We start from the raw sequence: 26,464 nt of genomic DNA, 5'->3' as shown, positions 1-26,464 counted from the left end.
GTCGTCTAATAAGTTTCTCCTCCTACATAATCCATATTCGGTTCCAATGGCGCCGCCAAAGAAATCGCCTCACTGTAGCTGACATCCGTCTTGCTATTGATCATTAGCTGGACTTTCTGCACGGACGGCAGCTCCGCCAAAGAATTTACCAAAGAGTAAACTGGAATATAATCATATCCTCCGCTTAAAGAGTCTGTGATAAACTTATCGTCAAAATTGACATAACAGATTCCATCCCGCACACTTACACTCAATAAATTACTTGTGGAAGGAAGCGTCGCCTTCACCCCAGACACCTGCGGTCCTCGCAAAAGCTGCTCCACCACAAACCGTTCCAAAGAAGTACCGGAAGGATACCCCACATGCAATGTGGTTTTCACCAACTGGCGTCCATCCTCACTGGCAAAATAAAGGACCAGATCCTCTTCTATATAGGAATCCGGATTATCCTTGACATCGTCCATAAACATCCCTGAACGCAGAATGCCCACCTCTTCTTCCCCCTGAGTAACCGGCTCTCCATTTACCGACAGGCGAATATAATCCACCTCAGAAAGTTGGGTCATGGTTTTTGTCAAAGCGGCCAGACACATCACTTGAGACGCCGTAGACATTTCATAATAAGGTCCCTCTATATCAAGGCATAGAATTACACCGTCCAATGTCTGAGACACGAGACTCAAAGCTCCGGGTACGGCAGCCACGGTCTCCCCATGACCGCTTTCCTGGAGAACGGCAAATAATTCTTCTACCTGTCCTTCCAAATCGGAAGCCTTCAGTTCATGGGCATCTCCCGTCAGGCGGGTTACAGCTGCATTCACGTAGTAAGCCAGAACATAACCGTCCCCTACCTGCTCTTCCGTTATATTTTTTTTGCACCCGGAAAGCAAAAGAAAAACCAGAAGTAAAATCCAAGCTTTTTTCATTTCTGCTCCTTCAGATAAATCAACGGAATACGAACCACGAACGTTGTCCCATTTCCCTCTTTACTGTAGACTTTAATGGCCCCATGATGTAAATTCACGATGGATTTCGTGATCGAAAGTCCCAGTCCGGTACCGCCGGTCTCCCTGGAACGAGCCTTGTCCACACGGTAAAACCTCTCGAAAACATGAGCCAAAGCATCCTCCGGTATTCCGCAGCCGGAATCCGACACTTTTATATAGAAATATTTGTAGTCCGCATTCAAAGATACTTTCACCCAGCCGGAATCCCGGTTATATTTGATCGCATTTTCGATCAAATTAGTGATGGCCAAAGAAAGCTTTACCTCGTCGATTTCCCCTGTTACCGGCCGGAAACTTTCCAACAAAAGCTCAATATTCCGCGTCTTCGCAATGGGACGAAGACGTTTTAAGATGAGCTCCATCATATCGTTTACATTGACCTGAGCAATGTGCAGGCCCTGCGCCTTATTTTCTAGACGCGTCAGGGACAAAAGGTCGTCGATGATCTTACTCTCCCGGTCGATCTCTGAGGAAATATCCTCCATAAATTCCTGGTACAGTTCCACCGGAGCCCCTTCCATGCTCATCAAAGAATCCGCCAACACGCGGATCGAGGTAATCGGCGTTTTCAGCTCATGGGACACATTGGAAACGAAATCCTGCCTGGACTGGTCTAAAGTCTGCAAACGGCTTAAGGTATGGTTAAAGGCGTCGCTGATCCGGCCCGTCTCCGCAAAGTGCCCGCCGTCCACCTGACTCGTCAGCCCTCCGGAAGCCGCTTTCTCAATATCCTTTGCCAACCGCTTCAAAGGTTTCATCAGATGTCCGGAGAAAAGCAAAACCATCGGAACAAGCAAACAGGCGGCAATTAATGTCATCAGGACAACCTTTTCTCTTAGCAGTTCCACTGGGGCTAAAATCGGTCCTGCATCGATAATCGCCAAAAGAACGCCCACGGTTTTTGTCTCTGTTTCAGACGCCTTTACCACAACCGTGGTCTCCCCGCTGGCAGTAACCGTATTTTGCAATTCTTCCCTCACCACGATTGGCTGCGTAAATTTTACAAACTGCTTTTCCTCATCGAACACGCTGGTACTCTGACCAGACATTCCCCGCATGACAAGCTCGGAAATACTATACTTCTCCTCGTCGATAATATACGTATCCCGTACCACCCGGTAAGAGCTGTCCACAATCAAAATTCGGCCGCCCCACATGTCAGCCGCTTGCTTTAACACCGCGTTCATCGTAGAATTATGCGGATTATTTATGTAGTCTACAGAAGAAAGCTGATTAGCAAGGATCAAGGCCTGTCCCTTCATCTCACTTACCGTAGAATTCCTCTCAATCTCTTCCGCAGAGATTAAAAGAATCACATTGATCACGACCATCGGCATCGCGGCCAGAAACAGCATGATAAGAAAGAGACGGACCCGCAGACTGGCGGACCGTCTTTTTTCAGGCTTAATTTTTGTAGAAATAACCGACACCCCACTTCGTATAGACATAATGCGGGTCGCTGGGGTTTTCCTCCACTTTCTCCCGCAGACGCCGCACGTGGACGTCCACAGTGCGGACATCGCCCGGATATTCAAATCCCCACACGATATTTAACAGTTGCTCCCGGCTGTACACCTTACCCGGATTAGTCAGCAGAAGTTCCAGCAAATCGAATTCCTTTGCTGTCAGGTTAATCTCTTTTCCCTTGGAGAATACCCTACGGCTGTCAAGATCCAATACCAGATCCCTCGCAGAAATTTTCTTTCCGCCCGCCTCTTCCTTCTGCCTGTTTTTCGAATTCCGCCGGATAATCGCTTTGATTCGCGCCTTCACTTCCAGAATATTAAATGGTTTGGTCACATAGTCGTCCGCCCCATATTCCAATCCTAAAATTTTATCCATATCGTCGCTTTTGGCAGTCAACATAATAATCGGCATATCGGAGAACTCCCGGATTTGCTGGCAGACCTGTAAGCCGTCCATCACTGGCAGCATCAGATCCAACAGAACCACGTCGTATTCGTTCTGTTTTGCCATCTTCAACGCTTCTTCCCCGTCGTAAGCGCAGTCAACCTCCAATCCATCTTGTTCCAGACTAAAACGAATTCCCTTGACAATCCGCTTTTCATCGTCCACTACCAAAACCTTGCTAGCCATCGCTACTCCCCACTTTAACTTTCTCTTTTATTTTCTCAAAGGTGCTTCCTTTAATACCAGACACCTCCATCAAATCCTCGACCGAAGAAAAGGCTCCATGGACCTCCCGGTAAGAAAGAATCGCTTCCGCCCGAACCTCGCCGATACCTGGCAACGTCATCAACTCTTCCTTCCCAGCCTGATTCAGATCGATACGCCCATCCGATGACGCAGACTGTACCTGCGCTTCTCTCTGCGCCTTTGCCTCTTCCATTGTAGGTACCGCCAACTGCTCTCCATCCGAAAGCAGCAGCGCTAGATTCAGGAAGGAAACGTCCGCGTCCTCCGCGAAGCCTCCGGCCGCTTGTACCGCATCCTGATATCGGCTTCCAGCTGGAAGTTCATACACTCCCGGCCTTTGCACCGCTCCACAGACATGAATAAAAACAGAGCCAGAATCCCTCTCTGTCTTTGTCTCCACCTCTATCGGTATCTCAGCGCCTGCGCCAGACGACATCCCAGGCAAAAGGTACGTCTCTTCCGATCGGCCGCAGCTATAAAGAAAACCCGCCACAATCACCAGAAACGTTCCCAGAATCCATAATGACTTCTTTTTTTTCATCCTCTCAAGCCTCCCAACTCTTTCGGAGACCGGATTCTCTTCTGCCTATCAATATCTTACAAAATTATTACGATTTTTACAAGTCTTACTTTTGAAAAATCACAATTCCGACAACCGCAATTACAAGGCCAATGAGCTTATGAAACTGAAATTCCACTTTATCGGACCCAAACAAACCGAACAATTCAATCAAGTAAGCGACCGCCAGCTGAGCAACAACAATTAAAAGAACCGCTTTCGCCGGCCCCAACGCCTCCATTCCCTGTATAACGGTATATGTGATAGCAGCTCCAAAAATGCCTCCCAAAAGAAGATATCTGGGATGCACGCCTGCAATCGCCGTCACCGATGGACGGCCAGTAAAAAACCAAGCGACCACACACGCCAAAAAGGCGGTCAGCTGCACCCAACCGGCCGCCACCCACACGCTGGTCTTTTCCGTTACGCCTGTATTAAAGACGCCTTGAATACTCATCAGAGCGCCAGAAAGCATGGATATTAAAATTCCCCACATAGAAAAGAAAACTCCTTCCGTTTTCTTTCAGTGTTTCCTTTTCCTTCATTTTTATGCTATTTTTATAGAATCAACTGTATGCTCTTCATTCCTTCTAATTCCGGTATTGTCCAGGCGTTACTCCTGTATATTTTTTAAACACACGTATAAAACTTTGCGCGGAAGCAAATCCGCATTTATAGCCAATCTCTTTGGCCGGCAGTTTTGTTCCGTTTAGCAATTTCTTTGCCTTTTCTATACGATAGGAATTTAGATAATCCAATAAATTTTCACCTGTGGCATCCCGAAAGATTTGTCCCAAATAGGCTCCGCTGATACCGATATAGTCTCCAATTGAGTCTCTAGACATATTCATATCACTGTAATTCATCCGAATATAATCCTTTGCCATCGTAATATAACGAATGGTCTTATTCTTCGCATAAATACCAAGGACACCTAACAATTGATAACATATGTTTCGTATATATCGCTCTAACTCCGGTACATTTTTCACGGAGTACAGCTCTCCATGGGAAAACGATACCACATCTACTAATTGAGAGTCATCGCTATCCATCTGCAATTCCCATATTCTTTCCATCAATGAATCAATCAATCTCTCGCTTAAAATCTTCTTTTCTTCCAGGTCTACGGCCTCTCGGCTCACCTCTTCGATCAGCAAATCCACCTTACGCTCCGCTTCTGGACGGTTCCCTTCTAACATCTTACGGACAATTTGTTCCGCCAATTGACCATAAACTTCCGCTTTGGTATCTTCCGCCCCCTCGTTTCCCTCCTGATTTATCTCACCATATACCTTTCGGTTGATATCTTGGAAAGCCTCCCGGTAGGATTCATGGATATCTAGTAGAGAATTACAAATGCTTCCTTGTCCAAAAGTACATTGAAATGGCAATGTTCTCATTTTTTCCATAAAGACAGCAACGCCTTGCGCCAGAGTCTGCTTAATGCTCCAAGCGGACTGTTCTTTATTTCCCACAAATAAAGCGACTACCTGAACGGAATCTACAGAAAAGCAGTACAGATTCCCCTCTCTCCAAACAATTTGTTCCAAAATGCTGCCAATGCTTGCCCGGTATAACCCCATCTGCAAACTATTATTTTCTGACCCATCATTTTCCGAAATAGAAAAGCATAAAACGACAAATCTTCCCTGGATTTCAAAAGGAGTTCCCGCGCTGTTTAATAATTCCATCACATGGGAAGAGTCCATATTTTTTCCGATCACCAACCCATGTAAAAGTTGTTCCAAAATATCTTTTCGAACATTCTGCATTGCTTCTGTAATTTGTTCATTTTCTGATAATACATTGAGATAGGCAAGTTCCAGGTAATCGGTTTCACTGCGCGGGGTAAAATGCTTTTCTCCCTTTTCATTCTGGTTTGCAGTTAAATTCATCAACCGGTTAATCGGTTCATAAATACGCCGCGAAATCCATATTGACAAAATTGCGCTGACAATGAAAAAAACGAGGAGCACAGGAAGCGCATACGTGACCCCCACTCTCCATTCAATAAAAACTCCCGATATTTCAATGGGGCGTATATAATACCAATCCATAAATTCTGACTTTAACACGCAAAAGGAAGTATCGCCCAATTGACATACATAGGAAAACTCTGTGCCCTGATACTGTCTATTTGCATTTTGTAAATCCGACAATGAAATTTCTTTTCGATTTCGGCTTTCTTTTCCAATGAAAATCTCTCCCTGATCATTTAGCAAAAAGACATCTTCTCCTTCCCAGCGAGGATCCTGAATCAAATGATAAACGTGTTCCGCATTCAATTGATAGATCAGAGAACCGATTCGTTCCCCCGGATAAAAATCTAAAATCAGATAGAAATGATTGTCGAAATTTTCCATATTCAGTGTGGTTCTTTTCTCTGATAATATCACCTTATCGTTCCGGCTCGGATTCAGATCCAAAATCTCACGAAATCGAATCTGGTCTTTCGGCAAAATTTTTCCCGTATCACAATATGCCTCTTTCGAAAATGGAGAATAGAGATATGCCGCATCCACAAACTCTACGCTATCCACACAATCCTGCAGCAAGTTGAAAATTCGATTTCCATTTTCACCGTCAAAACCATACGGGTCTACCAAATGGTGCACCACATCGCTGTTCCATATGATTTGATTCATGTTTTGTTCCATCAGGGACAACATTTGCTTCATCGAGTGATCCGCCTGTTCCAGTAAAGAAAGATTTGTCCGATAATCCTCCTGCTCCTGATTTTTTCCCATAAGCATCTGAATGACAGAAAGAAAAAACAAGATAGCAACCGCATTTAATACAATTAAAGCGGTCATTGTGCGCAGCAAAATCACTCGATATTGGCGCTTTTTCAAGAAACTTTTCTTTCTTTTTGGCATTTGTCCCTCCCCCTTTAAAACTACAATTAGCAGGAAGGCCTATAGGCCCTCCTGCTTTTTCCTATCGTGTTTAATTATCATGAGGTTTCCATGTATTTGCACGAATTCTATATTTCTCTATGCAATCTGCCGAAAGGTCACGGATTGTTGTACAAATTCCCTGGGCTTTCAGCGTCCTCTGTAAAACGGAAACATCCAATTGCTTCGGCGTTATTCCTTGCTTCGCCGCCAGAGCGCCCGCTGCGCCTGCTGCCTCCCCAGCACAAACGCTTTGCACACAGTGCATCATCGCAAACCATGGAACTAACTCATAGGAGCCGGAAGCTCCCGCTGCCATCAGGTTATCATATGTTTTAGAAAGCAAACAGCGATACGGAATATCATGCGGCATTACTCCTAAATCAAATGGATAGCTCGTTTGACCGTCTGCCATATAAACATCTGGAACCTGTGCGCTGACACAAACAGAGTCTTCCCAAAAGGTTCCCATCATATCCTGCTCACACAAAACATATTCTCCGGACATCCGATGGTTTCCAATGCCCCACCCCTGAATCTGAGACTGTTCAACTGTCACATGTTCAAACCCAGGAACCTGGTCACGCAATAGCTCAACCAGTTCCCACGCTTGATTTCTCAATTCTGTTTCTGCTTTGGTTGCCATATCTACTTCCCATGGATAATGACCTTCCGGAACCGGGTAATTCGAGCCTAGTACCCATGCTCTCCCATTGGGATAATCATTGATGTTGAAATATGGCATCGACATATGAAGGCGTCCTTCTTCTTTTGCTTTTGCAAACATCTCCCTCCCTACATGCCATAAATCCCACTCTGGATTTTTCCTTGCATATTCACGAAACTTAGGATAATCCTCGCCACACAGATAAAAGCCCGATACATAGCCCGCGCCGCCGCTTCGTTTGAAGCCAAAACGGCCCTTTAAATTGATGCCTTCTTCCCCAAAACAATCCGCGCCAGATTTCCATACCAAATCGCCTGTACCGGTACAATCGATGACTGTTTTCCCCATAACGGCGATTCTTCCTTCCTTTGTCTCTACCAGGACACCCTTTAAGCAATGATCTTCGCAGATCGCGCCTACTACTAAACTATGATACATCAATTTCACATCTGATTCCAGCATCATCGTTTCTGTCAAATGCTTATAATACTCCAAATCCAAAAAGTAACACCCGTTTTCCCGCAGCACATGATTTGTGTCATGGCAGTTTTTTTGGATATAAGTATCTTCATGCAGCTTTCCCGACGCTTCCATACGCTGGACAATTTCCCAGATGATCCCGCCATGAATTTCCGGATCTACAAAAGATAATATTGCGTTGGAACAAAGTGTTTGGATTCCTCCTAAAAAACCAAACCGCTCAATCAAAATTGTTTTTGCGCCATTTCTAGCCGCGCTTAACGCTGAACCAATTCCTGCCGGTCCGCCGCCGACGACGATAACATCCGCCTCGTCATAGACCCGCACTTCCTTTGGCGGTTCTAAATAGGTCTTCATCTCTTCCGTCCCCTTTCTTTCCTATTTTTCTGTTGCATTTACCGCTTCAATGAAACTATCCACAAATTCCGGATCGATTTCTTCTTTCATCATATCAATAACCGCCTGATTTGCACTTTTTAATGCCTCCATCGAAGTATCATCCAATGTAATAAATTCTGTTCCGAAAGTTTCTTTGCAGGTAGCTTCCAGCTGTTCATTCTCACTTACTGAACTTTCCGCCATCTGTTTTAAAGCTCCCTCCGCCATATCGGTCAGCAACTTCTGATACTCTTCCGGATAGGACTCAAACTTCTCTAAATTCATAACATAAGTCATGATATAGGGCATATGATGTGTATAAATCACATAGTCCTGCACTTCTCCCAGATTTGCCGCCGTAAGCTGCATCAACGGGTTTTCCTGCGCATCCAGAAGTCCCTGTTCCAACGCGATATACAATTCAGAAAATGCCAGCGGCGTCGGATTGGCGCCCAGCTCAGACCAAAATTTCATATGATATTTATTTTCCATTGTACGGATATTCAGGCCTTTCAAATCCTCCACAGAACGAACCGCACGGTTAGAAGTCAACTCGCGAAAATAAGCAAACCCCATTCCCAGAAGATGAAGTCCATTTTCATGATAATAATTTTGCATTACATCGAAGAAATCCCCGGACAAAACCTCCTGGCATTGTTCCATCGAGGTAAACATACAAGGAATATCAAAGATAGCAAGTTCGGGAATTAGGCCTACTTGGCCGGAAGGCATTCCAATAAAAATATCTACAGTCCCATTTTTGACGCCCTCTATCAATTCGCCATCGTTTCCCAGGGAGCCTCCATCATACAAATTTACAGTGATATTTCCGCCTGACCATTCCTTAATATAATCATTATAATCATTCACAGCCGTTCCCAGTCCGCTGCTGCGGTCAATAACGCCTGAATTTCCCATAGAAAGATCAAGCACCAACTCCGAACTTTTATCCGAAGCCTGGGTTCCCGCGTTATCCGCTGCTTTTGACGATAATTGATCCGATGCAGAACTGCACCCAGAAATCATCATTGCTACTGCCAGCATTCCTGCCAAATAACTTTTCTTATTCATTTTTTCTCCTCTCTAATCCTACTTTACACCAAACATAAACTGATTGCCGGAATAAATGTAATTGCAATCAAGGCGATCAAAAATGCTACAATAAAAGGAAAAACTTTCTTTCCCAATTCAATTACAGATATATCTACCAATGGCGCCGCCACAAATAAGTTCACCCCAAATGGCGGAGTCACAAAACCAATTGCCAAATTAACTACCATCGTGATCCCCAAATGGATACCATCAATCCCCATCGATTCTGCCACAGGAAGTAAAATCGGCGCGATTACAATTACCGCTGCGCCAACATCCATAAACATGCCAATAAACAGCAGCAAAATATTTAGTGTGATAAGCAGCATGACTTTATTTGTCATCACATTTGCAATCAATGTTCCGATTACATCCGTTGCCTTTAACAAAATCAACACTCTCATAAAAGCAATTGCCATGCCAATTAAAACACAGATAGGCGCATAAGACACCACTGACTCCTTCAGCAGCTTCCAGATATCCTTCCAGCGGATCGTTTTATAAATAAACAGACAAACGATCAAAGCGTATACAACCGAAATACACGCCGCTTCCGTTGGTGTAACAATACCACCATAAATACTACCTAAAATGATAACTGGCGTCAATAAAGCCCAAAAACCATCTTTCACCACGTGAAGCCAACCACGCGCTTTTAAATCCAGATAGTTTTCCTTAATTTTTTGCTTATCTTCCCCATTCTTTTTACAGTAAATATACGCATATATCATCAAACAAGCAGCAATCAAACATCCTGGAACCACTCCCGCTTTAAATAAGTCTGCAATGGACTCTCCTGTAAATAGGCCATACATAACAAATGGAATACTCGGAGGGATAATAACGCCCAAACCTGCTGCTACTGCGACTACCGCCGCGGCAAACTTTTTATCATATCCCAATCTCACCAAGATCGGAATCGTCATGGTGCCCACCGCCGCGCAAGTTGCCGGGCCGGAACCGGAAATCGCCCCATAAAATAAGCAGGTAATAATAACCGCGCAAGGAATTCCCGCAGTGCGAGTCCCCACAATAAGAGAAAACACATCAAATAGACGTTTCGAAATCCCCCCTTTCGTCATAATAACGCCCGAAAGCATAAATAAAGGAATTGCTAAAATAGGGGTTGAATTCAAACCACTTGCCATGGAAGTCAAAATGTATTCCATATCGCCTACGAACGAAGGCCGAATCAAGCTTGGAACCAAACTGGCAAATCCCATTCCAAGCCCCAAAGGCAAGGCTAATAAAATGGTCACTAAAAATGTCAAAAATACGATGCCAATCATTCTCATTTCCTCCTACGCTTTTTTAAAGCATGGGCAAACGCTTCCAACTGTCGGAATATAGCCAGACCGAATCCAAATGGAATCACCGCATAAATTACACACATCGGGATTTCCATTGCCGCCGTAACCTGGCCGTTGGCAATCGCCTTTTGCATTACTCCAAATGACGCATAAAATGCGTATACATAAAATATTGTTTCCAGTATCTTCCCAAGCGCATCCACCACTTTTTGAGCTTTTTCCGGTAATAAATAAAGCAAGATATCTACTCGCAATGTTTTTCCCTTCTTTACGCAATAGCCTAAAGACAAAAAACCGGACCATACAAAGCAATAACGTGAAAATTCTTCCACCCAAGACAATGAGTTTGTAAAAAGATAACGCATGATAACTTGGAGAAATATCGTAGCTGTAATCGCAATCAACAGTAAAACCAATAAAGCTTCTTCTAAACTGTCGTCCAATCCATGCAGCAACCTTTTCATGTAATCCCTCCTTTTCAGATTTTTGTCGACCGGTCTGCGCAAAATATAGCATAAATGGAGCATTGAAAAAATATCTTTTTTGTCGACTGCTTTACAAAATGGCTATTCTCTTGCAAATCATTCACTCTCTTTCGTTTTATACATCGAGATTCCTTGTATTTCCTAAAAATACTGCTCCTTTTTGTTTATGGCGGCAGAGTCTTTTGTTTATGACAGCATTGACATTCCTATGTCAAAATGTTACGATAAAGAAAGAATTAGAAGAATTCTTGTGAGTAAAGGAGAACTTACTATGGCAAACTTTGACCCTCAAACTGGAGCTCCGCTGCAAAACGGCCAGCCCCCTTACGGCAACCCTCAGAATGATCCGTCGCGCGGTCCTGCCATCGCATCTCTGGTCTGCGGCATTATCAGCGTCATTTGCTGCTTCTTAAGCTACGGCGCGCTTTTTGGTCTGGTTCTCGGCATCGTGGCGATCGTGCTCTCTGTAAAAGCAGGGAAGCTTTCGATGGGCGCGGCGAAAAATGGCATGGCTATTGCCGGACTGGTTCTCGGCATCATCGGCACTGCTCTGTGCGGTCTGGCATTTGCCTGTGCGGCCTGTGCCTGCGCGAGCCTCAGCAGCTTGGCGTTCTTGCGCTAATCGGCCATGTTTCCTTCTTTCCTTTTATTCGGAAAGTCCATCGAGATGTATCCGATGGTGGCCGCGGCTGGCGCTGTCCTCACGCTTCTTTTCGCTGAGCGGATTGCGCAAAAAAAAGGCGTGCCCGCCTTTCACATGATTGAATTTCTGCTCTGGTCAGCCGTCGGTGTCTTGATTGGCAGCCACCTGCTTTACGGTCTGATTCATGGGAGAGATCTGCTTCTTGTGATTCAAAACTTTGATCAAATCACTGGGCCAGACATGTTTCTATCCTGTCTGGCCGCTATTTTTGGAGGTTCTGTTTTCTATGGCGGTCTTTTGGGAGGGATGGCAGTTGGTTTCCTCTTCCTGAAACGACACCCCTCTTATGACCGTCCGTTATTTTTGGATATCAGCGCCTGCTCCATCCCTTTGTTCCATTCCGCAGCGAGAGTCGGCTGCTTTTTGGCCGGATGTTGTTATGGAATCGAGTGGCCGGCCGGAGTGACCTTTCATCACTCTCTGATTCCTGGAGCAAACGGAGTCGCCCGTTTTCCTGTTCAGTTGCTGGAAGCAGCCTTTGAACTGGCGCTCTTTTGTTTTCTTTTCTTTCTATTTCATCATAGAAAACAGCAAGGACGATTGTTAGAACTTTATCTGATCTTGTATGGGATAGGCCGCTTTCTTTTCGAATTTCTCCGGGGGGACGACGATCTTCGAAAAATCTTTTTCGGCCTTTCGACTTCTCAGTGGATTGCGATTCTAACCGTGGGCGCCGCCTGTGTCCTTTACCGACAATCCAAAAAATCGCAAAAACAATAGGAGCAAAGTCTGTGAGAGTAACGATACCTTCCATGAACAAGGGCAAACACGCTCTGGTTCATGGAAGGTACCTTTACGAATTAATGATTTAAGATGGAGCATCCCTTACTGGCTGTAAGGGATATGAACCATAACTATATTGTAGTAGGAGAATAGGATAAGTATGAACTGTTTTCAAGAATCCCGTCGTATTGTCATTAAAATTGGCAGTTCCACATTAACTCATAAATCTGGACATATCAATATCCGCCGTATGGAGCAGATTGTCAAAATTCTATCCGATATCCACAATTCCGGCAAGGACCTCATTCTGGTATCCTCCGGTGCTATCGCCGTCGGCGTGGGAAAGCTCGGTCTGCGGGAGCGCCCGTCTGACACCGCCTCTAAACAGGCGGCGGCAGCTGTCGGCCAATGTGAATTAATGTACCTATATGACAAAATGTTTGCCGAATATAATCACAGCGTATCCCAGGTGCTTATGACGCGGGATATCATCGAAGACGAACACCGCAAACAAAACGCCATGAACGCGTTTCGACGGCTGATCGATTTTGGGACAATCCCGATTGTAAATGAAAACGATACGGTTGCGGTAGATGAGATCGAATTTGGAGATAACGATACCCTGTCGGCAATTGTAGCGAAGCTGACCGGAGCTGACGTCCTGGTTCTTATGTCGGATATCGACGGCCTCTATTCGGGAAATCCTCGGACAAACCCAGACGTACAGTTAATTCCCAAAGTAGAAAAGATTACCCCAGAGATAGAATCCATCGCCGAAGAAGCCGGAAGTTCGAGAGGCACCGGCGGCATGATCACCAAGATACACGCAGCGCAGATTGCTGTGGAAGCAGGAATCGATATGGCGATTATCAACGGCGAACATCCGGAACAGCTCTATCAGTTATTCGATGGAGAGACAGTAGGGACACACTTTACCGCGCGCCGGAACGATCCGGAAGGGGAATGAAAGGAAGGAATCATGATGACTCAGTTGCAGGAGATGGGGCAGCGTGCGCAAAAGGCGGCGCGAATGCTAAGCACCGTGTCCACATCGAAAAAAAACGAAGCGCTTATTGCCATTGCGGAACATTTGGAACGCCGCCAGGATGAAATTTTAAAGGCCAATGCCGCCGACATGGAAGCGGCAAAAATGTCTGGCATGACTTCCTCTCTGTTGGATCGTCTGAGCCTGACTTCTAAAAGACTGCAGGCGATTGCCATGTCGGTGCGGGACGTGGCTTCCCTTCCCGACCCGATCGGAAAAATCATAGGCGGCGGCACCAATCCCAATGGGCTGCGCATCGAAAAAATCTCTGTCCCTTTGGGGGTAGTAGGAATGATATTTGAAGCCCGCCCCAATGTTGTCGCCGACGCCGCCGTTCTCTGTCTCAAATCTTCCAATGCCAGTATTTTACGGGGTGGAAAGGAAGCCATCCACACTGGATCCGCTTTGGAAAAAGTCATGCGGGACGCTTTGGAATCGGTTCATCTACCTGCCGACTGTATTCAGCTTGTCAAAGATACTTCCAGAGATTCCGCACTGGAAATGATGAAACTGAACGGCTATTTGGATGTGTTAATTCCTAGAGGCGGGGCGGGATTGATCCGTTCCGTTGTTGAAAATGCCACGGTTCCTGTGATCGAAACCGGTACAGGAAACTGCCACGTTTATGTAGACGCTTCCGCTGATCTAGAGATGGCCTGCCAGATCGTAGACAATGCCAAAACTTCTCGTCCATCTGTCTGCAATGCAATTGAAAATGTTTTGGTACATCGGGAAGTTGCCGCCTCCTTCCTTCCGCTTATGAAAAAAGCGCTGGACACACATCAGGTGGAGCTTCGCGGATGCCCGGAAACCGTACGGATTTTGGGAAATTGTGTAACGCCGGCATCTATGGAAGATTATGATACGGAATTTTTAGACTATATTTTAGCGGTAAAGGTGGTGGATTCTTTAGAGGAAGCCATCTGCCACATCAACGCTCACAGCACCCGCCACAGCGAGTGTATTGTCACAAGGGATTATGGAAACAGCCGGAAATTTATCCGTGAGATAGACGCCGCGGCGGTATACGTCAACGCCTCCACACGATTCACGGACGGCGGAGAATTCGGCTTAGGAGCTGAAATTGGTATTTCCACGCAAAAGCTTCATGCCAGAGGGCCCATGGGACTGACGGCGCTTACCTCTTACAAATATATCGTAGAAGGGGATGGGCAGATCCGCTGACCTTCCCCTATTCCATCCAGCTGTTTTCACCAGTTGATAGGGTTCCAGTGTCAAAAGGGTCTCTGGGGGAGGATATCGGAATATTTTGTATTTGCAGGAGCGTTAGTACTTCTTAGATTCCAGAAATTTGTATTATGAACAAAAATAAGACTGTTTGAGCGTAGCGAGTTTCTTATTTTTGTGAATGTTTTTTACAAATTTATGAAATCCTAGAAGTACTCGCTCCGAAACTCTACAAAATATTCCGATATCCTCCCCCAGAGACCCTTTTGACACTGGAACCCTACAAAAAAGTTCAGCCAAAGAAAAAACTTCCCACCTGGAACACCAAGACAGCCAAAGCCCAGGCCAGAAACAGCTGAAAAAAGACCTGCTGGATCGTAAATCTCCAGGAATGACTCTCCCGGCGGATGGTACCGATGGTTGCCGCACAGGGCGTATAGAGCAGGCAGAATACCAGGAATGCGTAGGCGTTCACCGGACCAAAACCGCCGGCGCCTAACGCTTCCCCCAGCTGTGCCATGCCTTCGCTGGAATTGATATTACTGACTGAAAAAAGTACGGCGCAGCTGGATACCACAACTTCTTTCGCGGAAAGTCCGCACAAAAGTGCCACGGCGATCTGCCACATGCCAAGCCCCGCGGGTCTTAAAAAGGGTACCAGAATACGCCCCAAATACGCTCCAAAACTGGCGGACACATCCTGCACTGGACCGCGCCAATTGTAATTCAGCAAAAGCCAAAGAAAAACCGATACCAGGAAAATGATGGTTCCCGCCTTTGTCAAATAATCTTTCACCTTTTCCCATACATAGATAAAAACCGTGCGGGCATTGGGCATTTTATAAGCGGGAAGCTCAATCAAAAGAGCATTTTCTTCGGATAGGGGAAATCGTCGGTTCACCGCCTTTGCTATCAGGATTGCCACCAGCGCTCCAACCACATACAGAGAATAAGCGGCAATCATCGCATACTTTCCAAAAAAGATATGGGAAAACAGTACATAGATGGGAAGCCTCGCAGAACAAGACATAAACGGCGTGACCAACATGGCCCTCCTCCGATCCCGTTCATTTTCCAGACCCCGGCTTGCCATAATCGCTGGTACCGTACAGCCAAAGCCTAAAATCATCGGTAAAAAAGCTTTTCCGGAAAGTCCAACCGAGCCCATGATCTCATTCATCACATAGGCGACCCGCGCCATATATCCACTGTCTTCCAAAAAGGCCAATGCTAGAAATAAAATTGCAATGTTTGGCAAGAACGTCAAAATTCCCCCGACGCCCGCCACAATACCGTCCACTGCCAGCGAAATCAACCAGTCGGAGACGCGGATTTGAAGAAGGAAGTTTCGAAGGCCGTCCGAAAGCCACTCCAATCCGATTTCAAAATACCCCTTTAAGAAATCCCCTACGGTAAAAGTCAAAAAAAATACCAAGGCTAAAATCAGTAAAAAAATCGGAATTCCCCAAATCCGATGGGTTAGATACCGATCCGCCTTTTCCGTAACTGCCTCCGCATTCTCCCGATAAAATAAACATTTCTTCACGATCTCTTCTATGTAATCATATTTTTCCTTGACGATCTGCTTTTCATCCCTTTTATTCCCTATATGCGGCAGTTCCAAGGGATAAAGCTTTGTCATCTCCTCATCCCGCTCTAGAAGTTTTATTGCAAGAAAACGAGAGTTGGACGCAGCACCCTTGGTATTGCGGAGAGCTTTTTCTAGTTTTTCCAGCTTTGCTTCCATCTCCTTTGTATAGGTCATTCCCGTTTCATATGTCCCCTTTTTATCCAAATGAACCACCGTTTGAAGCAAAACGTCCAGGCCCGTGCGCTTTCTTGCCGATACCGGCACAACCGGAATGCCTCCCAACAGTTCCGATAGACGATGGGTATCAATTTCGATTCCCCGTTCCTCCACGATATCCATCATGTTGAGCGCCAACACCATTGGCTTTTGAAATTCCAAAAGCTGCATGGTCAGATAAAGATTTCTCTCCAAGGAGGAAGCGTCGACAATATTTACGATGACATCGATTTCTTCCTCCAGGATACATCTGCGGGCTACACGCTCTTCCATGGAATAGGAAGTCAGGCTGTAAATACCAGGCAAATCGATCAGGCGCAGCGAATGCCCTTGATAGAAAGCTGCGCCCTCCACTCGTTCCACCGTCACGCCCGGCCAGTTGGCCACCTTCAGATTGGCGCCAGTATAAGCATTAAACAAGGTGGTTTTTCCACAATTGGGATTCCCGACAAAGCCAACCGTAATTTTTTTGCCGTTCATCCCTCTCCCTCCTTTACTTCAATACCGTCCGCAATCTTCGCCCCCAGCGCCAGCCAGGTCCCCCTCACTTTGATCATCACGGTCCCCGTCTTTTTTCGGTTCAAAATTCGCACGAAAATCCCCTCATTGACGCCCAGAGCCTCCAAGCGCCTGGTTATCCGTTCTGCCGCATCCACTTGTTTTACCAAGTAGGATTTTCCTATGGTCCCATCTGATAATCTCATCCCTCTCCTCCCCTGTCAGCAACTATTTATCCTCCGAGATCTCATGGGACAGGCGCGGCCGGAAAAACCGATTTTTTACTTCCTTCCACCGGAAAGGAATCAAAGGATACAGGTAACTGGTACCGGCAATGGTCCGGTTCGTCACAATCGCAAACAAAAGCAGCAGCATACCTGCGACAAATCCCCACACATTGAATATGGAAGTTAAAATCACCAGGATCAGACGTAGGAACTTGATCGCATAGCCCAACTCATAACTGGTCTGCGTATAGTTCGCCACAGTCACGAAGGCCATATATAACATAATCTCCGAGTTAAACCACCCTGATTGCACAGAAAAATCTCCCATAACAATACCGGCGATAATACTAAGCGGAGTCGACAGCATGCTGGGCGTGTTCACCGAAGCAAGCCGCAGGCCATCCACCGCCAGTTCCAGGATCAAAATTTGAAAAATCAGCGGCACGTTCACGTTTTCTGCAGGACGAATAAAATCAAGCCAGTCTGGCAGCCAGTGGGTATTCTGCATCAAAAGCAAGTAAATTGGAATCAAAAACAAAGCCACACCGGCGGTCAATATCCTGGTCAGCCGCAAATAGGTTCCAGTAATCGGCGGAAAATAATAGTCGTCCGGAGCCTCCGCGATGTCAAACACCGACGAAGGGAGAATCATAGCAGCTGGAGAATTGTCCACAAGGATGACTAAATTCCCCTCCAACAGACAAGCCGCCGCTGTATCCGGCCTCTCCGTATATTTAAATTTCGGAAACGGATTGTACCATTTGTGGGTATACAGGCATTCGGCCAGGCTTTCCTGATTCATGGTCAAAGCGTCTACCTTCAAATTTTGAATCCGTTTCTTTATCTTTTCCAATAACGGCTGATCTACCCTGTCCTCCATATAGATCACCGCGATATCTGTTTTCGATGCCTCGCCTGCCTGATAAATTTCCAGGCGAAGCTTCGGGTCCCGAATTCTGCGGCGTATCAATGCGGTGTTTGAAATAATCGTCTCGGAAAAGCCATCCCGCGAACCTCGCAGCACCCGGTCTTTGTCCGGCTCCTGGACACCACGGCTCGGATAATTCCGAACGTCAAAGACAAATCCCTGGTCATAACCGTCTACTACCAAAGCCCCAAGCCCCGAAAGCACGGAGGTTACCAAATTTTCGATGGCTGGTTCTAGTTTTACATCGCCAAACGCCGTAAAGCCTTCCAAAAAAGTCTCCGGGTCTGCAGGCATCTGATCCGCCTTTACTCCCAGGAAAAATTGAATGATTTTTTGTACGTTCTCATCGGAAACAAAGCCGTTAATATTATAAAAATACGCTTTCCGGCCTCCGATTAGAAGTTCACGCTCTACGATATCAAAATTAATATCCGGCTGAAAGACTTGGCGCATGGCGGCAAAGTCTTTCGCGCCTTCCCCGGTTAAATTTTTCTGCATAAAAAACACCTCGCTCTTTCCTTGGAGTTTCTCCAGTTAGGATGAGCCAGGTGTTCTCGTTTTATACCTTTAAAGATTTTTCACCTTAAAATCACGTTCCGCCTCCCGGCGAAGATCTTTCTTTGCAATATCCTCCCGCTTATCGTAAAGCTTCTTTCCTTTGGCAAGGCCAATCTGGACTTTTACCAGGCTGCCTTTAAAATAAACCTGTAGAGGTACGATGGTATAGCCCTTGGCAGTGGCCTTTCCCAGAAGCTTATTGATCTCATAGCGGTGAAGCAAAAGCTTCCGGATACGAAGAGGGTCTTTATTAAAAATATTCCCCTTCTCATAGGGACTGATGTGCATGTTATAGATAAAGAGCTCTCCCCGGTTATCCTTGATGAAAGACTCTTTCAAGCTGCACTTCCCCATGCGAAGCGATTTGACCTCGGTTCCCGCCAGAGAAATCCCAGCCTCATAGGTATCCTCGATGAAATAGTCGTGGCGCGCTTTTTTATTGTTGGCAATCAATTTGACGCTTTCTTTTCCCATTCTAATTCCTGCTCCTCTATCCGAAAATCAATGGTACTGGTATCCAAATCCACCCCTGTCACCTGAACCCGCACCGGCTGTCCCATACGATATACGCGGCCGGTCCGCTCGCCGATCAGCTGATGATTCTTTTCGTCCAGATAAAAATAGTCCAGATCCATCCGACTCACATGCACAAGCCCCTCCACTGTATTGGGAAGCTCCACATAAATTCCCCAACGCGTCACACCGGATACCAGTCCATCGTAGTACTCTCCTATATGAGAGCGCATAAACTGGGCCATCTTCTGCCGGTTCACCGTACGCTCCGCTTCCGCCGCCCGGCGTTCCGTCGTCGAAGAAAGGCTTGCGACCTCCTGCAAAATACTATGATAATGGGCCATCCGCCGCTCGTCAAGTGTTCCACGCTGATTTTCTTTCAAAATCCGGTGAATCTGAAGATCTGGGTATCGGCGAATCGGGGAAGTAAAATGGCAGTAATATTTCGCCGCCAACCCAAAATGCCCCGTACAGGCCGGGCTGTACCGAGCCTGCTTCATGGAACGCAGCGCCAGACGGCTGACAAAGGACTCCTCCGGTGAGTCTTCCATGGCCGCCAGCATTTTTTGGAGCTCTTTGGGATGCACCTTCCCATTTTCACTCCGAAGCTTTCCTCCCATTCCACGAATCAACGCCGTCAGTTCCAAAATCTTATCCGGATCCGGCTCCTCATGGACCCGGTATAAAAACGGAAGTTCCTGCCAAAAGGCGTCCTCCGCCACTGTCTCATTGGCGATCAGCATAAAGTCCTCGATGATATCGGTAGCCCGGTTTCGTTCATAGGGACAAATCTCCACCGGGTATCCCTTTTCATCCAGACGAATCTTTGTCTCCGGCAAATCAAAATCAATGGAGCCCCGTTTTCTCCGCTTGGCCCGAAGCTTCCCGGCCAGTTCCTCCATCAACTGAAACATCTCCACAAATTCCGCATGTTCCCGGCAAGCCTCTTCCTCCCCGGAAAGCACAGCCTCCACCGCCGTATAAGTCATCCGGCGGTCTACCCGAAGAAGCGTCTCCTCGATCTGATGCCCGATAACCGTTCCCTGTTCATCCAGCTCCATCAGGCAGCTAAGCGCCAAGCGGTCCTCCCCCTGATTCAGCGAACAAATCCCATTGGAAAGCCGCCGCGGCAGCATCGGAACCACCCGGTCCGTCACATACACGCTGGTTCCTCTCCGCTTTGCCTCCTCATCCATCGGAGAGCCTTCCGTTACATAATGGCTGACATCCGCAATGTGCACTCCAAGACAGTAGCCCTTCTCCGTCCGGGAGATCGTAACCGCGTCGTCCAGATCTTTAGCGTCCTCCCCGTCAATGGTAACGGTTAAAAGCTCCCGCAGATCCATCCGTTCCGGAAACCGTTCCCCTTCTATCGAGGTTCCCACCATAGCGGCCTGTTCCATCACCTCCGGCGGAAACTCTTCCGGTATTCCGTAAGCTCGAAGCACGGAGAGTACATCGACGCCAGGATCGCTTCTGTGGCCTAAAATCTCTGTAATCCGCCCTTCCGGCTGATGTCCTTTGTCGCCGTACTTGGTCAGCTCCACCACCACTTTGTGTCCGGAAACCGCGCCCAGATCTTTTCCCTCCGGAATAAAGACATCCTCTGCCATCCGGCTATTGTCCGGAATCACAAAGCCAAAATGCTTCTTTTTTTGGTAAACGCCCACCACCGAGGTGATATTCCTCTCCAAGACCGCAAGAATCTTTCCCTCCGGGCGGCGGCCATGACGGCCTTCTAAGGCCACCAGCTTCACCTTGTCTCCATGGAGCGCGCCGTTTACATCTTTTTCCGGGATATAGATATCCTCCGGCCAGCCCTCCACAGCTACAAAGCCAAAACCGCGGGACGTCCCAGAAAAAATCCCGGTCAACGCAGTTTCCTCCGGACGGCCATATTTGCCACGCTTGGAAAGACCGATCCGCCCTTCCGCAAGCAAAGCGTCCAGCACCGCTTTCAATTCCTCCCGCCGTTCCCTGGGAACGCCGAGCAAAATCGCCAGCTCCTTTATCTTCATGGGCCGGTACTGCGGGTCAAAAATCAGCGCCTCCACATGTTTCTTTTTTATTTCCAATTCCTTTTCTTCCATTAAAATCCTTCTTTGTCTTCCAATCTTTCGTAGGGCATTTTTATTGTAAAGATTCAGGGAGCCAGGGAACTTGGGGTTAACACGTGTTGGAATATTTTGTATTTGCAGGAGCGTTAGCACTTCTTCGATTCCAGAAATTTGTCTTATGAGCAAAAATAGGACTGTTTGAGCGCAGCGAGTTTCCTATTTTTGTGAATGCTTTTCACAAATTTTTGGAATCTTAGAAGTGCTTGCTCCGAAATCCTACAAAATATTTCAATACGTGTTAACCTAGAGACCTCTGGCTCCCTGAATCTTATAAAAAATCCCCTTGAATAAAAACAGCTCATGGTTTATTCTTTTGCAAAACCATGAGCTGTATTCGCTTAGTTCAAAATATTTAGTACTAAGGCCAGAACCATAAAAGCGGCGATCATAATCTTCGTCCACTTTTCCATCTTTCCTTCCGGCGTCCGGCCCTTATTCTTACTTACATAAGACTCCGACGAACTTCCGGTAATGGTTCCGCTTAAGCCAGAGGAGCGTCCCTCCTGCGACAAGATCACTACAGTCATAATAATACAAACAACGACTAATACGATGGTCAGAATAATTTTCAACACGTCCATGTCCGTTCCTCCTAATGGTCATACACTACGTACTGTACCATAAAGGCATAAAAAATACAAGTTGTTTTTTGCATTCGTAGGATAAAAAAGAAATTTTCTATGAAATAAGGACGGTTTTACCCCTCCACCTCGCCGGAGGTAGGGTTATAGACGCTCGTTCCACGAATTTTACCCATCACATCCTCTTCTCCGAACGTCGCCCATTTGATCCCTCTCCGGGTCTGATAGGCATAGGCGAGATGCAACATTCCATCCCTGGACTGCATCAGATACGGATACTCATACTGGCGATTGTTGGCTCGATTTTCCCGACCCACAAATCCCTCTCCCCGTTCCATATTGCGGATAAAAGGAAAGGTCTTTCCGCCGTCCTCGCTCAGCGCAATGCTGACCGGACACCGCAGCCCCGGCCACGCGCCTTTTTTCGTGTAGGATTTCGGCGCGCTGGAATGATTATAAGCAATGGCGATTCGCCCGCTTGTTAGCTTCAGCGCGCTGATCGAGGAATTGTTGTTCGGCAGCTCTGTGGGCTCTGGTTTTGTCCATGTATCACCGTCGTCATAGGATTCACTCTTATAAATCCAGTCCGCCTCGCGGGAACGCATAAAAGCAATCAGATGGCCATCCTCCAGTTCTATGACATTGGCATGGACCCTGCCGGCGGAATGCGGAACATCGACGGTATTCCAGGTTTTTCCCTCATCGTCGGATACACGGAAAACTGTTGGATCGCCAGAAAGGCCCTCCGCGGAATCGGTACAAAGCCAATTGCTAAAAATCCATCTGCCGCTTGCCAGAATCTGGATGGGCTGTCTGGCAAATGTGCCTTTTTCCGGGAACACGATCTCCGGATCGCCCCAGGTCCGACCATCGTCTATGCTGATCTGCCTCTTGATGACAGAAGTAAACTGCATATTATCCTTCCCCGGCTGCCTGCCCAGCTGTGATGTATACATACACCAGATCTCTCCATGAGGGGCCAAAAACAACGAGGGGTTCTGATTGGAAAAGTCATTTTCATTGGAAATATGGATGGGTTCCTCCCACCGGTCGGCGCCTTTTGGAAGCCTGGATACCACGATATTGATATCCGCGCCGCCCTCGTAGGTGCCGGCAAACCAGCAGCACAGCATCGTACCGTTCCTGGTCTCTAACAACGCCGGCGCGTGAGCGGTGGGCCATCCGCCTGTCGGCAGCATCGCCTCAGTAATCCCCATCTCCTCATCATAATAAAGCTGTCCATCCGCAGATAATCCCGCTAAGATACGAATACTCATACGCTTCTCCATTCTCCGCTTTTTACTGGCGGCGCTGTTGGTCTCGATTTCTCTTGCCTGCTGCCATACGCAAAGCATAGTCGATCGCGTTCACTAAACTCCGCTCATTGCTGGTTCCCTTGCCAGCCAATTCAAATCCCGTTCCATGGTCTACAGAGGTGCGGATGATAGGCAGCCCCAAGGTAATATTAACGCCTTCCACCGCTTTCCATTCCTGCCTTTCCCGGTCAAAAACGAAACCAATGGTCTTTGTGGGAATATGTCCCTGGTCATGATACATACATACCACCATATCATACCATCCGCCAAGCATCTGAGAAAAGACGGAATCTGCCGGCAGCGGCCCAATCGCCTGGATTCCCTCTGCTCTCGCGGCTTCCATGGCCGGAATAATCTCCTCGATTTCCTCGCGGCCAAACAAGCCATGTTCACCGGCATGAGGGTTCAGGCCCGCCACGGCGATTCTGGGCTTCTCTATGCCAAGATCCTTTAACGCCTGATCGCCAAGCTCGATGCACTCCAGCACCCGCTCCTTCTTCACCTTGTCGCAAGCCTCCCGCAGGGAGCAGTGGGTGCTGACATGAACGACGCGAAAGTCATGATGGGCCAGCATCATCGTGTATTTCTTTGTCTGCGTGTAAGCCGCATAGATTTCCGTATGACCGTCAAAATGCAGGTTTCTGGGCGTCAGGGCCAAATTTAGGGCTTCCTTGTTCAGCGCGTTGGTGACCGTAGCGTCGACTTCCCGCGCCATCGCCAATTCGATTACTTTCCGGACGGACTCAAAGGCAGCGCAGCCGCCCGCGGCGCTTACTTGGCCGATAGGAAATGTGGAAACATCTTTGATCAAGTCCAGATGCAGTACATCTATGACACCTGCTTCAAATCCCGCCTCTTGGACAGAATTCACCGGACGAATCTGGATATCCCTTCGATTCACAAAACGTGCAGCCTGCTCCAGTATCCTGGCGTCTCCGATCACCAGAGGCCTGCATTTTTCATATAAAGCAGGATCCGCCAGCGCTTTGACGGTAAGCTCCGGGCCATTTCCCGCCGGATCGCCCATGGTAATCCCCACAATCGGCCTATCCATATCAACACATCCCCTTTGCTTGATTTTCAGCCAAAACCTTCTTTAAAGCGGCCTGCCCTTCCTCGCTCAGCCCATTGAAGGGCGCTTTACACGGTCCAACCGGGTACCCCAGCAAATTCACGGCCTTTTTGACAATCGTATTGGGATTGCCGTAAGAGAAAACAGCGCGAAAGGAAGCAATGCTGTTTTGCGCCTCACGAGCCTTCTCCCCTTGTCCTTCCACAAAGAAATCATAGATCGAACTCATCGTGCGGGGATATACGTTCGCGCATCCTGCAATCGCGCCGGCCCCGCCTTCCATCAAGGTGTCAAGAATAAGACTGTCATTTCCGGAAAGCACACAAAAGTCCGGTCTCTTCTTCGTGATGGCAAGATAAGCTTTGAGATTCTCCCAATTGCCGCTGGAGTCCTTCACGCCTACAATATTGGGGATTTCCGCCAGACGCGAGACGGTTTCCGGCTCAAGGGCATTGCCCGTTCTCGCCGGTATATTATACAAAAGAATCGGCATATCCACCTTCTCTGCGACCGATTTATAGTGCTGATAGAGCTCTTCCTGGCTTGCTTTCGCAAAACTCGGCGTGATCAGGCTCAGCACATCCGCGCCAAGCTCCTTTGCCATCAGGGACTGTTTTACGGTCTCCCTCGTCGAGATACAGCCGGTGCCGGCATATACCGGAACTCTTCCGCCCACCTGTTCCAGCACCGTCTGAAGCACCTGGCGTTTCTCGTCTCCATTTAAAATAAAGCCCTCGCCGTTTGTACCAAAGCAAAAGATTCCGTCTACGCCTTCCCTTATCATACGGTCGCTCTGGCGGCGCAATTCTTCCAGGTTTAGAGATTCATCCTCATAAAACGGCGTGATAATCGGAACAATGATTCCTTTGATGCTTTTCATAATTTCAATCCCTCCCTAAAGCTGCTTTCTTTGCAGCCATCTCCACACATGTTCCAGCTGATCTTTTTTTCCAAACCCGCCGGATTTCGTAATCAGATATGAGGCGGTATCCTTGTCGGGATAACTGGCAAGCACAATGCCCGGCGCAATCTCCCCAACCGGACAAAGCTCCCGAATGTTCCTCTCTCGAATAAAGCTTTGCAACGTATCTCCCCCAATGATCATCAGCGTACAAGGATAACCTTGCTCCGCGACAAGACTGGCAAGGCTTCCCATGTGCCGCGCAGGCTGAGAGACCGTCTGGGGCGAGGGCTCCGCCTCGATCTCATCACATGGGCCCAAGGTATCTACAAGAATCAAAGGATTCTGATCCGTACACGCTTCCCATATATTTTGGATAAACGTTCTCTTTTCTTCCGTCGACCATTGTCCCGCGAACGCCCGCTTCAAAGGGATATGCCATCTGGGACGCCCCATACCTTCCGCATAATCCAACTGCTGTCTGGTAACCGTATTCACCGACCCGGATAAAACAATCAGCTTTGCCGAAAGTTCCGGAATATCCAGCGGCGAAGCCGTCGTACCCTCAACCGGATAAACCTCAAGAAAGCCCGCGCAGCCGGCGCTTAGCCGCAGATCTGATTTTGCCTGCAGAGCTTCCGCAATCCTTCTCATATCGGCATTCGTCTCGGCATCGTAGACCACCACGCCTTTTGGTACGGCGTCACAGCCCGAAGTAACGGATATCTTGCTTTGCCGGTGAATCAAATCGGCAATCCGGCTTTCTGTCACCGGATCCAGCGGGTCATGGGCAAAAATGCTCTCGGAAAGCGGCGCGCCGTCCACATAGTGAATGCCATTCCTAGTAATCCGCTCCATCTGGGGATAGGCCGGGATAAAATTCAGATGTCCGCTGCCGGATGCCGCCAGCGCTGCTGCCAGCTCAGCGCCGACATTTCCCCGCAGCCCGCTGTCCGTTTTCTTATAAATCCGGTCAATTCCACATTGACAGGCTTCTCTGACAAGCCGGAATACGATATCATAAGCCTCTTCGCTGGAAAGATGGCGGGTTTCTGTATTGATAACAATGACATCATTGGCGCTGTCCTTTTCTGCCCGGATATCACAGCCGTCCGTATGGACCACGACGCGCATCCCTTTGCGGGTCAGTTGAACGCCGGAATCCAAAGCGCCCGTCAGGTCATCCGCAAGGATCAGCAATGGGGAAGAATATTTTTCCGACATCATCCGCCCTCCTTTTTGATTCTATATTACC

Annotated in this window: 24 protein-coding genes; 4 read left to right on the top strand and 20 right to left on the bottom strand. The window is 47.5% G+C overall.

All coding sequences use genetic code 11. The annotated features are described in order from the left end of the window. Positions 1-5 precede the first annotated feature (5 nt). The 10 genes from ACCC71_RS04070 to ACCC71_RS04025 all read right to left on the bottom strand — a co-directional run bounded on the left by ACCC71_RS04070 (position 6) and on the right by ACCC71_RS04025 (position 11,011). Positions 6-926: a GerMN domain-containing protein gene (locus ACCC71_RS04070; RefSeq protein ID WP_434311157.1), complete on the bottom strand. Its 921-nt coding sequence runs from the start codon at positions 924-926 to the stop codon at positions 6-8. Next, positions 923-2,437, bottom strand: a complete 1,515-nt coding sequence (locus tag ACCC71_RS04065; RefSeq protein ID WP_434311156.1) for a sensor histidine kinase — start codon at positions 2,435-2,437, stop codon at positions 923-925. Before ACCC71_RS04065 ends, ACCC71_RS04070 begins: the two co-directional genes overlap by 4 nt. Further along, positions 2,412-3,104 carry a response regulator transcription factor gene (locus ACCC71_RS04060; RefSeq protein WP_434311155.1) on the bottom strand — a complete coding sequence of 231 codons (693 nt, stop codon included), beginning with the start codon at positions 3,102-3,104 and terminating at the stop codon, positions 2,412-2,414. Before ACCC71_RS04060 ends, ACCC71_RS04065 begins: the two co-directional genes overlap by 26 nt. Beyond that, on the bottom strand, positions 3,097-3,705 hold the full coding sequence (locus ACCC71_RS04055; RefSeq protein ID WP_434311154.1) for a helix-hairpin-helix domain-containing protein: 609 nt from the start codon (positions 3,703-3,705) through the stop codon (positions 3,097-3,099). The genes ACCC71_RS04060 and ACCC71_RS04055 overlap by 8 nt, the downstream gene beginning before the upstream one ends. An 85-nt stretch (positions 3,706-3,790) precedes the next feature. Beyond that, positions 3,791-4,219, bottom strand: a complete 429-nt coding sequence (locus tag ACCC71_RS04050) for a DMT family transporter (protein ID WP_434311153.1) — start codon at positions 4,217-4,219, stop codon at positions 3,791-3,793. A gap of 94 nt (positions 4,220-4,313) precedes the next feature. Beyond that, positions 4,314-6,602, bottom strand: a complete 2,289-nt coding sequence (locus ACCC71_RS04045; RefSeq protein WP_434311152.1) for a helix-turn-helix domain-containing protein — start codon at positions 6,600-6,602, stop codon at positions 4,314-4,316. 70 nt (positions 6,603-6,672) lie between these two features. Next, positions 6,673-8,124 (bottom strand): FAD-dependent oxidoreductase, encoded by a 1,452-nt coding sequence (locus tag ACCC71_RS04040; RefSeq protein ID WP_434311151.1) that lies wholly within the window; start codon positions 8,122-8,124, stop codon positions 6,673-6,675. 21 nt (positions 8,125-8,145) lie between these two features. Further along, positions 8,146-9,216: a TRAP transporter substrate-binding protein gene (locus ACCC71_RS04035; RefSeq protein WP_434311150.1), complete on the bottom strand. Its 1,071-nt coding sequence runs from the start codon at positions 9,214-9,216 to the stop codon at positions 8,146-8,148. A 23-nt stretch (positions 9,217-9,239) separates the two neighbouring features. Beyond that, on the bottom strand, positions 9,240-10,526 hold the full coding sequence (locus ACCC71_RS04030) for a TRAP transporter large permease (RefSeq protein WP_434311149.1): 1,287 nt from the start codon (positions 10,524-10,526) through the stop codon (positions 9,240-9,242). Between the two features lie 2 nt (positions 10,527-10,528). Next, positions 10,529-11,011, bottom strand: a complete 483-nt coding sequence (locus ACCC71_RS04025) for a TRAP transporter small permease (protein ID WP_434311148.1) — start codon at positions 11,009-11,011, stop codon at positions 10,529-10,531. Positions 11,012-11,282: 271 nt separating this feature from the next. Between ACCC71_RS04025 and ACCC71_RS04020 the strand changes: the two genes are divergently transcribed. From ACCC71_RS04020 to ACCC71_RS04005, 4 genes are all read left to right on the top strand, one after another. Then, positions 11,283-11,654, top strand: coding sequence for a DUF4190 domain-containing protein (locus ACCC71_RS04020; protein WP_434311147.1), 372 nt, complete (start codon positions 11,283-11,285; stop codon positions 11,652-11,654). A gap of 45 nt (positions 11,655-11,699) precedes the next feature. Beyond that, complete coding sequence (locus ACCC71_RS04015; RefSeq protein WP_434311146.1) at positions 11,700-12,455, top strand: prolipoprotein diacylglyceryl transferase; 756 nt, start codon at positions 11,700-11,702, stop codon at positions 12,453-12,455. Positions 12,456-12,618: 163 nt separating this feature from the next. Then, positions 12,619-13,425 carry a glutamate 5-kinase gene (proB, locus tag ACCC71_RS04010; RefSeq protein WP_434311145.1) on the top strand — a complete coding sequence of 269 codons (807 nt, stop codon included), beginning with the start codon at positions 12,619-12,621 and terminating at the stop codon, positions 13,423-13,425. 12 nt (positions 13,426-13,437) lie between these two features. After that, entirely contained in the window at positions 13,438-14,688 is a 1,251-nt protein-coding gene (locus ACCC71_RS04005; protein WP_434311144.1) for a glutamate-5-semialdehyde dehydrogenase, read from the top strand. A 295-nt stretch (positions 14,689-14,983) separates the two neighbouring features. On the opposite strand, the gene feoB is transcribed toward ACCC71_RS04005, so the two are convergent. From feoB to ACCC71_RS03955, 10 genes are all read right to left on the bottom strand, one after another. Continuing rightward, the gene (gene feoB / locus ACCC71_RS04000) at positions 14,984-16,978 is read right to left on the bottom strand and encodes a ferrous iron transport protein B (RefSeq protein WP_434311143.1); all 1,995 of its coding nucleotides are present in this window, start codon (positions 16,976-16,978) and stop codon (positions 14,984-14,986) included. Further along, positions 16,975-17,202 (bottom strand): FeoA family protein, encoded by a 228-nt coding sequence (locus ACCC71_RS03995; protein ID WP_434311142.1) that lies wholly within the window; start codon positions 17,200-17,202, stop codon positions 16,975-16,977. Before ACCC71_RS03995 ends, feoB begins: the two co-directional genes overlap by 4 nt. A 22-nt stretch (positions 17,203-17,224) precedes the next feature. Then, entirely contained in the window at positions 17,225-18,604 is a 1,380-nt protein-coding gene (locus ACCC71_RS03990; RefSeq protein WP_434311803.1) for a spore germination protein, read from the bottom strand. 114 nt (positions 18,605-18,718) lie between these two features. Then, positions 18,719-19,183 carry an SsrA-binding protein SmpB gene (gene smpB, locus ACCC71_RS03985; RefSeq protein WP_434311141.1) on the bottom strand — a complete coding sequence of 155 codons (465 nt, stop codon included), beginning with the start codon at positions 19,181-19,183 and terminating at the stop codon, positions 18,719-18,721. Further along, a complete protein-coding gene (gene rnr, locus ACCC71_RS03980) occupies positions 19,159-21,312 on the bottom strand; it encodes a ribonuclease R (RefSeq protein WP_434311140.1) in 2,154 nt (717 codons plus the stop codon). Before rnr ends, smpB begins: the two co-directional genes overlap by 25 nt. Positions 21,313-21,677: 365 nt before the next feature. Next, positions 21,678-21,920, bottom strand: coding sequence for a preprotein translocase subunit SecG (gene secG / locus ACCC71_RS03975; protein ID WP_434311139.1), 243 nt, complete (start codon positions 21,918-21,920; stop codon positions 21,678-21,680). A gap of 116 nt (positions 21,921-22,036) precedes the next feature. Beyond that, complete coding sequence (locus tag ACCC71_RS03970) at positions 22,037-23,197, bottom strand: sialidase family protein (protein ID WP_434311138.1); 1,161 nt, start codon at positions 23,195-23,197, stop codon at positions 22,037-22,039. Between the two features lie 22 nt (positions 23,198-23,219). Further along, positions 23,220-24,263, bottom strand: coding sequence for a 4-hydroxythreonine-4-phosphate dehydrogenase PdxA (gene pdxA / locus ACCC71_RS03965; protein WP_434311802.1), 1,044 nt, complete (start codon positions 24,261-24,263; stop codon positions 23,220-23,222). A 28-nt stretch (positions 24,264-24,291) separates the two neighbouring features. Next, on the bottom strand, positions 24,292-25,188 hold the full coding sequence (dapA, locus tag ACCC71_RS03960; RefSeq protein ID WP_434311137.1) for a 4-hydroxy-tetrahydrodipicolinate synthase: 897 nt from the start codon (positions 25,186-25,188) through the stop codon (positions 24,292-24,294). 15 nt (positions 25,189-25,203) lie between these two features. Continuing rightward, positions 25,204-26,436 (bottom strand): four-carbon acid sugar kinase family protein, encoded by a 1,233-nt coding sequence (locus ACCC71_RS03955; protein ID WP_434311136.1) that lies wholly within the window; start codon positions 26,434-26,436, stop codon positions 25,204-25,206. Between the last annotated feature and the right edge of the window lie 28 nt (positions 26,437-26,464).

The organism is Hominifimenecus sp. rT4P-3 (assembly GCF_051055405.1).
Taxonomy (GTDB): Bacteria; Bacillota; Clostridia; order Lachnospirales; family Lachnospiraceae; genus Pseudolachnospira.
Note: the sequence above shows the minus strand (reverse complement) of the source record. Positions and strands in the feature narration are given on the sequence as shown.

What these genes read in the sequence shown, in the direction of transcription:
- ACCC71_RS04070 (WP_434311157.1), bottom strand. Translation starts at nt 926, where the DNA reads ATGAAAAAAGCTTGGATTTTACTTCTGGTTTTTCTTTTGCTTTCCGGG.
- ACCC71_RS04060 (WP_434311155.1), bottom strand. Translation starts at nt 3,104, where the DNA reads ATGGCTAGCAAGGTTTTGGTAGTGGACGATGAAAAGCGGATTGTCAAG.
- ACCC71_RS04055 (WP_434311154.1), bottom strand. Translation starts at nt 3,705, where the DNA reads ATGAAAAAAAAGAAGTCATTATGGATTCTGGGAACGTTTCTGGTGATT.
- ACCC71_RS04050 (WP_434311153.1), bottom strand. Translation starts at nt 4,219, where the DNA reads ATGTGGGGAATTTTAATATCCATGCTTTCTGGCGCTCTGATGAGTATT.
- ACCC71_RS04045 (WP_434311152.1), bottom strand. Translation starts at nt 6,602, where the DNA reads ATGCCAAAAAGAAAGAAAAGTTTCTTGAAAAAGCGCCAATATCGAGTG.
- ACCC71_RS04040 (WP_434311151.1), bottom strand. Translation starts at nt 8,124, where the DNA reads ATGAAGACCTATTTAGAACCGCCAAAGGAAGTGCGGGTCTATGACGAG.
- ACCC71_RS04035 (WP_434311150.1), bottom strand. Translation starts at nt 9,216, where the DNA reads ATGAATAAGAAAAGTTATTTGGCAGGAATGCTGGCAGTAGCAATGATG.
- ACCC71_RS04030 (WP_434311149.1), bottom strand. Translation starts at nt 10,526, where the DNA reads ATGATTGGCATCGTATTTTTGACATTTTTAGTGACCATTTTATTAGCC.
- ACCC71_RS04025 (WP_434311148.1), bottom strand. Translation starts at nt 11,011, where the DNA reads ATGAAAAGGTTGCTGCATGGATTGGACGACAGTTTAGAAGAAGCTTTA.
- ACCC71_RS04015 (WP_434311146.1), top strand. Translation starts at nt 11,700, where the DNA reads ATGTATCCGATGGTGGCCGCGGCTGGCGCTGTCCTCACGCTTCTTTTC.
- proB (WP_434311145.1), top strand. Translation starts at nt 12,619, where the DNA reads ATGAACTGTTTTCAAGAATCCCGTCGTATTGTCATTAAAATTGGCAGT.
- ACCC71_RS04005 (WP_434311144.1), top strand. Translation starts at nt 13,438, where the DNA reads ATGATGACTCAGTTGCAGGAGATGGGGCAGCGTGCGCAAAAGGCGGCG.
- feoB (WP_434311143.1), bottom strand. Translation starts at nt 16,978, where the DNA reads ATGAACGGCAAAAAAATTACGGTTGGCTTTGTCGGGAATCCCAATTGT.
- ACCC71_RS03995 (WP_434311142.1), bottom strand. Translation starts at nt 17,202, where the DNA reads ATGAGATTATCAGATGGGACCATAGGAAAATCCTACTTGGTAAAACAA.
- ACCC71_RS03990 (WP_434311803.1), bottom strand. Translation starts at nt 18,604, where the DNA reads ATGCGCCAAGTCTTTCAGCCGGATATTAATTTTGATATCGTAGAGCGT.
- smpB (WP_434311141.1), bottom strand. Translation starts at nt 19,183, where the DNA reads ATGGGAAAAGAAAGCGTCAAATTGATTGCCAACAATAAAAAAGCGCGC.
- rnr (WP_434311140.1), bottom strand. Translation starts at nt 21,312, where the DNA reads ATGGAAGAAAAGGAATTGGAAATAAAAAAGAAACATGTGGAGGCGCTG.
- secG (WP_434311139.1), bottom strand. Translation starts at nt 21,920, where the DNA reads ATGGACGTGTTGAAAATTATTCTGACCATCGTATTAGTCGTTGTTTGT.
- ACCC71_RS03970 (WP_434311138.1), bottom strand. Translation starts at nt 23,197, where the DNA reads ATGAGTATTCGTATCTTAGCGGGATTATCTGCGGATGGACAGCTTTAT.
- pdxA (WP_434311802.1), bottom strand. Translation starts at nt 24,263, where the DNA reads ATGGGCGATCCGGCGGGAAATGGCCCGGAGCTTACCGTCAAAGCGCTG.
- dapA (WP_434311137.1), bottom strand. Translation starts at nt 25,188, where the DNA reads ATGAAAAGCATCAAAGGAATCATTGTTCCGATTATCACGCCGTTTTAT.
- ACCC71_RS03955 (WP_434311136.1), bottom strand. Translation starts at nt 26,436, where the DNA reads ATGATGTCGGAAAAATATTCTTCCCCATTGCTGATCCTTGCGGATGAC.